Raw genomic sequence first — 6,000 nt, 5'->3', positions numbered from 1 at the left:
TTAATACATTCTAATTTGAAAGCAACGCTAAATTTTTCTTTTCTATACATAAAAAATGCCCCTAAAAAGTGTCTAACTTTTTGGGGGCAGTCCAATGACGGGATTTTTCTATTTTTTAATATGAAGACTTACTTTTATTGTTAAACGCAAAGTTTATTATAAGAAGGCTTTATTTTTGGAGAGCAAAGAAGAGTGACTTTGTCGCTGATGAAGCAAGTGATTTAGCTATGTGGTAAAAGGGTAAAAGATAAGGGATAAGAGATAATGTATAGTATAAACCTAACAGGTTTAGTTTTCATCAGTTCCATTCTATTTTAGAAGAAATGATTTTTTTATTTTTTATTTTTAAGATCAAAAGGATTTTTAAAAATGAGTTCTTCATGTTTTCCTTTGATTTCCATTTTACGTTGAAGCAGATTTAAAGCCATTTTTCTTATGAAAAGGTCTTTATCATTCAGTTTCCAATAAGAATCTTCGTGAAGCCTTTTTGGGGGACGGATAAGATAGAATTCCGTGTCCCAGGTATCTGCATTATGGTAAAACTCAATGATTCCGCAATGCTCCGGAATGAGATTGGAATTTACCATTCCCATTGGCAATAGAAAGCTGAAAGCATTACAGACATAGTCTCCACAGGAAATTTTATCGTGTTTCAGAAATTTTTCTCCTGTATCTTTATTAAAGTATGATTTTTTGAAGTCGTTATTAAAATCACTTTTTGAAAGCTTGATCTCAATTTCATGGCTCATTCCTTCCGCATCAATAATAAGCATATCCGCTTCCCAATCAGCCTGGAAATAGTTAGTCAGTACGAGTTCTTTTTCAAAATCGCAGTGGGTATGAATGTATGTGTGAACAAGTTCTTCTATTTTGAGCATGATGTGAATATGTTAATGGTGAAGAGTTAAGATAATGGATAATAGACGAAGAGATAAAAGACTTGAGATGAGAAGAGCAAAACCAACAACTGACAGCTATCAATTTTAAATACTAAACTTTAAATGTTGAATTTCACTCTTAAAACCCGACCATAAATTCCTAAACATACAAATTCCTAACTCACCAGAAGGCTACAACCACGAATATCAGAGTGATCTATTCTTCCAAGCACCTGAAATTTATCGCCTATTATTTTCCCCAAGTCCTGAGTTGCAATGAAAGAGCAGGAATGAGTATTGGCTAAATCAATGATATTAATAGCCCCTGTTCTCCCTTCTTTTTCATAAGAGAAAGGATCTTCAGCGTTTCTGATCTTAATTCGCATCCAATTAGGGCACTTATATTCATTGTTTCCCAGAGAATAAGCCTGAGATAACAACTCTGTCATTGAATATTCTGAGTAAATCTTATCTGTTTTGAAGCCTTCCTGTAAAATTTTCAACAGTTCGTCTTTTGTCATTTCTTCTTTTCTGCCCTTCATTCCACCGGTTTCAATGACGATTAGGTTTTCAGGAATACTTAGAGATTCTTCGCTGTGCGAAGAATGACAATAATCTAAGAAGTCTAATAAAGCAAAGGAAACTCCGAACAGAATTACTTTTTTATCCCGTAACCGGTTTAAAAGATTGAAAAGATCAGAATGATTGTAGAGGAAGTATCCGTTTTCAGGTTTTGCAGATTTTTTCATCAGATAATCTACCATGTAAATCAATGATGAATTCTGTTTTTCCAGATAGCTTGGAAGTAACCCAAGGAAAATAAAATCTTCAGGTTTTCCGATGAATTGTTCAAAACTTTTATAAATACTTTCTTCATACAAATTGGTGTTGGCTATGAAGTGCTTTGAAAGATTCATCTGCGTAGTTCCGGAACTCTGAAAAAATAAGTCCGTGGTCACATTTTTATCCAGAATCTGATGGTTTTTAAACATTTCAATCGGAAGAAAAGGAATTTCCGATACATTGTTAACCTCATCCGGATTGATGTTTAGATAATCTACAAACTTTCTATATATCTCAACATTTTCATACTGATAACGAAATGTTTTCAATGATGCATCCAGGAAATCCTGTTCGGTTTTTATGTTGAATATATTTTTCGGTTCCATAATTTTTTCAATCGTCTTATTACTTCTGTTTAAAGCAATTATTTGGACAAAATATTTTTATTTAATGTTTTTTTAATATCAAAATCTGACTTTGGTAAACTTCTTGCAAGTACTTAATCGGAATATGGATTAAAAACAGAATGAGTCCCCCACTCATTCTCAAATTACCTCTTTTTAGGGGTAATTTTTTTGTTTTTATGACTCGAAAGTCTTCAGTTCAAAGTACTTTTCAAAAACGCCATAGGTAAAATAGGAAATCCAGTCTCCCAAATTGATGTATTTTGAATTTTGTCCTAAATCCAATACCATAGGAAGATGACGGTGCCCGTATACGAAATAATCAATTTTCTCAGTCTTCAGCTTTTCTTTGGAATAAATAATGAGAAACTCTTTATCTTCTCCTAAGAACGCTTTGTCTTCTTCTCCTGAGATCATTTTATTCTTCTGGGAAAGATACAAAGCAACTTTCATCGCTATATCAGGGTGAAGCCATTTGAAAAACCACTGTGCTATCGGATTGGTAAAGACTTTTTTCATTCTTTTGTATCCTTTATCACCAGGTCCAAGGCCATCCCCATGGGCTAGCAAAAACTGCTTTCCACCCATTTCAAAATACTGTTTCTGGTAAAAAACTGTACATCCAATTTCTTCTTCAAGATAATCTTTCATCCAAAGATCATGATTTCCTACAAAAAAATAAATATGGATTCCTCTGTCTTTGAGTTCTGCAATTTTCCCTAAAACACGAACGTATCCTTTAGGCACCACATGTTTCCACTCATGCCAGAAGTCAAAAAGGTCCCCCATTAAAAATAAAACCTGTGCATCTTCCTTGATCTGATCCATCCATCGTATAAATCTTTCTTCACGTACCTTACTTTCTTCAGGAGTAGGTGCACCGAAATGCTGATCTGAAGCAAAGTATACTTTTTTTCCAGGTTCTAAATTAATTGTTGTTTTTAACACCGTGTGAACTTTATGGGATAATAATTATTGATTGTCTTCTGCAAACCATTCTCCATAAGAGTTTTCAGTCTCATGAAGTTTAAGATAAGCCAGAGAAATTCCTTCCGGAAGTCTTGATTTTATTTTGGCAGCAATAGCATACAGCATATTTTCACAGGTTGGCTGGAAGCTGCAATAGATTACCTTATGGCCTTTCTGTTCAAGATCATCACCCAACTCTTTATGGGGAGTAAGTGCATTTAAAAGCACTGCATGATCCCAAACATCTACGATCTCAGATTTTACGATACTTTTGATATCTCCGAAATCAACTACCATCCCATTCTTAGGGTTATCAATATCATTAATCGGTTTTCCTTTTACTGTTACAAACAGTTTATAGGAATGTCCATGCATATTTTTACATTTCCCATCGTAGTTGTACAGTACGTGGGCTGTTTCGAATGTAAAAATTTTTGTAATACGTATCATACTGCAAAGATATGACAAAACCGCTTAACAAAGAAAAGACTGTCTCTATTACAATGATTTTCAAATATATTTTTAATCAATTTTTAAAGATAAATTATTATCCTGCGTTCCGTCTGTGTTAGCCGTATTGTAAGGGATCGTTAACCATCCGCTCTTATTCATCACAAACTTAAAGCCATAGCTCTTTCCTTTTTCAAACTGAGATATCGGTACTGCAACCTCGAAGACATTATTCTTTTTAGGAATCATTTGATAAGATGAATCATTCATATTCCAATTATTAAATGCGCCTGCCACTGAAACACTCTTAATGAATTCCGTACTTGAGTTCTTAGGATATTGATAGGAAAAAACCACTTTGTCATTTTCGATTCTGTATCCATATACTTCCTTCTTCAGATTGGGATGAACCAAGGATTCAGCGATAGTAATTTCTTCAGCCAACATATAAGGTTCCATCAGGTTTTTATCTATAATTCCTGCAATATGATTGACCATTTGGTACATTACAGGAAACCCTTTATTGGCATTATACATGATAACAATAGCCATATTCTTATCCGGAAAAATACTGTAGGCACTTACATTTCCTCCTGAGAAACCATATGATTTTGTCTTATTATTATCTGTAATTTCCCAACCATATCCGAATTCCCAATCATTATTTTTATAGTCAAACGGCTTCCACATCATCTTCTTTGTTTCCGGTTTCAGAAAATCATTTTTACTGAAATGGATGCTCCATTGTAGAAAAGCAGGAAGAGTAACCGCCAGACCATTGGCAGCATGGGCTCTTACACCACTAATTTCAGTTAGCTTCTCATACAGCTTCCTCTCAGGATTATAATTATATTTCCCTACTCTATTAGGGATTTTTTCAACAGAATTGGAAGAAAAAACCACCTGATTTCTGGATTCCGGAAATTGATTTTCGAGAATAAATTCTTCAAAAGCTTTTCCGGTTATTTTTTCAATAATCATACTCATCAACATATAATTCGTCTGATTATACCTATAATGATCTCCGGCTTCAAATTCATTTTTTTCAGTTGACAACCGTTGAATAACTTCATTAAAGGTTGCTTTTTCAGGAAGATCTTTAACATCAGCCATATCCGGAAGCCCTGAAGAATGAGAAAGAAGATTTTTCACCTGTATATTTTGCCAGTCTTTAGGCAGATTATCTATATACTTTGAAATCTTATCATCCGGCGATCCCTTTCCTTCCTCAATAAGTTTAAAAAGTCCAACATTGGCAATTAGTTTCGTAGTAGAATACACCCTGAACATGGACTTAGAACTCACTTTTTCATCACTTTCAAGGTTTTCACGCCCATAATACTGCTGGAAGGTTACTTTATCATTTTTTACAATTCCTACAGCCATTCCAGGAATTTCATTGATTTGGATAACATTTTTTATATAGTTGTCAATGGCTTTTGACTGTTCTGTTGTCTGACTGAATCCTAAAATGGATACATTAAAAAATAGGGCTGCGAGTATGGATTGCTTCATTGTTTGTGGATCTATCGTTGATAAGACAATTTCAAGCTTCATTATGTTACAAAATTTATGAATTTTATCTCTAAATATTCAGCACGTTTTATTTAGGCTTCAACGAATCAATTTCATATCCCAATTCAGCTAAATAATCCAGTCCATTTTGTTTTTCCATCCTATTTCCCCCATTCCAGCCCTTTTCTCTTCCCTTTAAAATAAACTTTTGTATATACTTCGGTTCATTTATATTGACTCTTTCTATTGAATTTGTTATTGTATTCATCAAAAAGATTCCGGAATTTAAGAGCTGTCCCATCAGGTAATCATCAACAGTTAGAAAATCAATAATTAATGGAGTATGCTTTTCACCGCTTAAAAATATCTTTACAGTAAGTGTATTGGTTTCCGTTCCGGAATGAAACTGATCTGTAACAGAATATAAATACTCTATCTGATCTACCACTATTTTTCTTAGTTTAGTCTTCACTCTGCTTTTCTAATTTCTCCAGCCAGTTATTTTCCAACCGTTTTATTTTCTTTGCTTCCATATCAAACAAAACCCAAAGTGTGCTTGAATCCACTACCAGTTCATCATTGCAATAGAACTCTACTTTTCTCGGTTGCTTAGCTCCTTCCGGAGCCTGCGGATAAGTTTTCACTATAATAATATCACCCAAGTAAACCTGTTTTTTATATCGTATGTGATGATCCAGAAGCATCCAGACATCATTTTCATATTCTGTTTTATGTTTTAAGAGATCCCAATGTTCTGCTGCTATTTCTTCTACCCAATGTACATATTGTACGTTATTGACGTGATTATTCTGATCGATATGTTCTTCCGTTACTTTAATCTGTTTTTCATATACCAAACTCATCTCATTGAAATATTTACTCAAATTTAAGATTTAAAATAAAAGGTTTCTCATGAATCTTCATACAAAAAACTCATATTTAGTGTATAAAAAAACGGAACCAGACTGATCTGATTCCGTTTTGCAATATTCAATAGATTG

Annotated in this window: 7 protein-coding genes; all 7 read right to left on the bottom strand. The window is 33.7% G+C overall.

Going from position 1 to position 6,000, the window contains the following annotated elements; all coding sequences use genetic code 11:
- Window positions 1-332: 332 nt before the first annotated feature.
- Window positions 333-878 carry a hypothetical protein gene (locus J2772_RS23940; protein ID WP_209921530.1) on the bottom strand — a complete coding sequence of 182 codons (546 nt, stop codon included), beginning with the start codon at window positions 876-878 and terminating at the stop codon, window positions 333-335.
- A 176-nt stretch (window positions 879-1,054) separates the two neighbouring features.
- The gene (locus J2772_RS23935; protein ID WP_209921527.1) at window positions 1,055-2,047 is read right to left on the bottom strand and encodes an acyl transferase; all 993 of its coding nucleotides are present in this window, start codon (window positions 2,045-2,047) and stop codon (window positions 1,055-1,057) included.
- A gap of 195 nt (window positions 2,048-2,242) precedes the next feature.
- Window positions 2,243-3,013 carry a UDP-2,3-diacylglucosamine diphosphatase gene (locus J2772_RS23930; RefSeq protein WP_209921525.1) on the bottom strand — a complete coding sequence of 257 codons (771 nt, stop codon included), beginning with the start codon at window positions 3,011-3,013 and terminating at the stop codon, window positions 2,243-2,245.
- Window positions 3,014-3,037: 24 nt separating this feature from the next.
- Entirely contained in the window at window positions 3,038-3,484 is a 447-nt protein-coding gene (locus J2772_RS23925) for a 6-pyruvoyl trahydropterin synthase family protein (protein ID WP_045500594.1), read from the bottom strand.
- Between the two features lie 72 nt (window positions 3,485-3,556).
- Window positions 3,557-5,041: a serine hydrolase gene (locus J2772_RS23920; protein WP_209921522.1), complete on the bottom strand. Its 1,485-nt coding sequence runs from the start codon at window positions 5,039-5,041 to the stop codon at window positions 3,557-3,559.
- Window positions 5,042-5,087: 46 nt separating this feature from the next.
- Window positions 5,088-5,471, bottom strand: a complete 384-nt coding sequence (locus tag J2772_RS23915; RefSeq protein ID WP_209921519.1) for a hypothetical protein — start codon at window positions 5,469-5,471, stop codon at window positions 5,088-5,090.
- A complete protein-coding gene (locus J2772_RS23910) occupies window positions 5,461-5,883 on the bottom strand; it encodes an acyl-CoA thioesterase (RefSeq protein ID WP_245365325.1) in 423 nt (140 codons plus the stop codon). Before J2772_RS23910 ends, J2772_RS23915 begins: the two co-directional genes overlap by 11 nt.
- Window positions 5,884-6,000: the final 117 nt, after the last annotated feature.

Source organism: Chryseobacterium jejuense (genome assembly GCF_017877355.1).
GTDB lineage: Bacteria > Bacteroidota > Bacteroidia > Flavobacteriales > Weeksellaceae > Chryseobacterium > Chryseobacterium jejuense_A.
The sequence above is the reverse complement of the archived record's forward strand: the minus strand, read 5'-3'. Positions and strand labels throughout refer to the sequence as shown.

Coding starts and splice junctions, on each gene's coding strand:
- J2772_RS23940 (WP_209921530.1), bottom strand. CDS start 878: ATGCTCAAAATAGAAGAACTTGTTCACACATACATTCATACCCACTGC.
- J2772_RS23935 (WP_209921527.1), bottom strand. CDS start 2,047: ATGGAACCGAAAAATATATTCAACATAAAAACCGAACAGGATTTCCTG.
- J2772_RS23925 (WP_045500594.1), bottom strand. CDS start 3,484: ATGATACGTATTACAAAAATTTTTACATTCGAAACAGCCCACGTACTG.
- J2772_RS23920 (WP_209921522.1), bottom strand. CDS start 5,041: ATGAAGCTTGAAATTGTCTTATCAACGATAGATCCACAAACAATGAAG.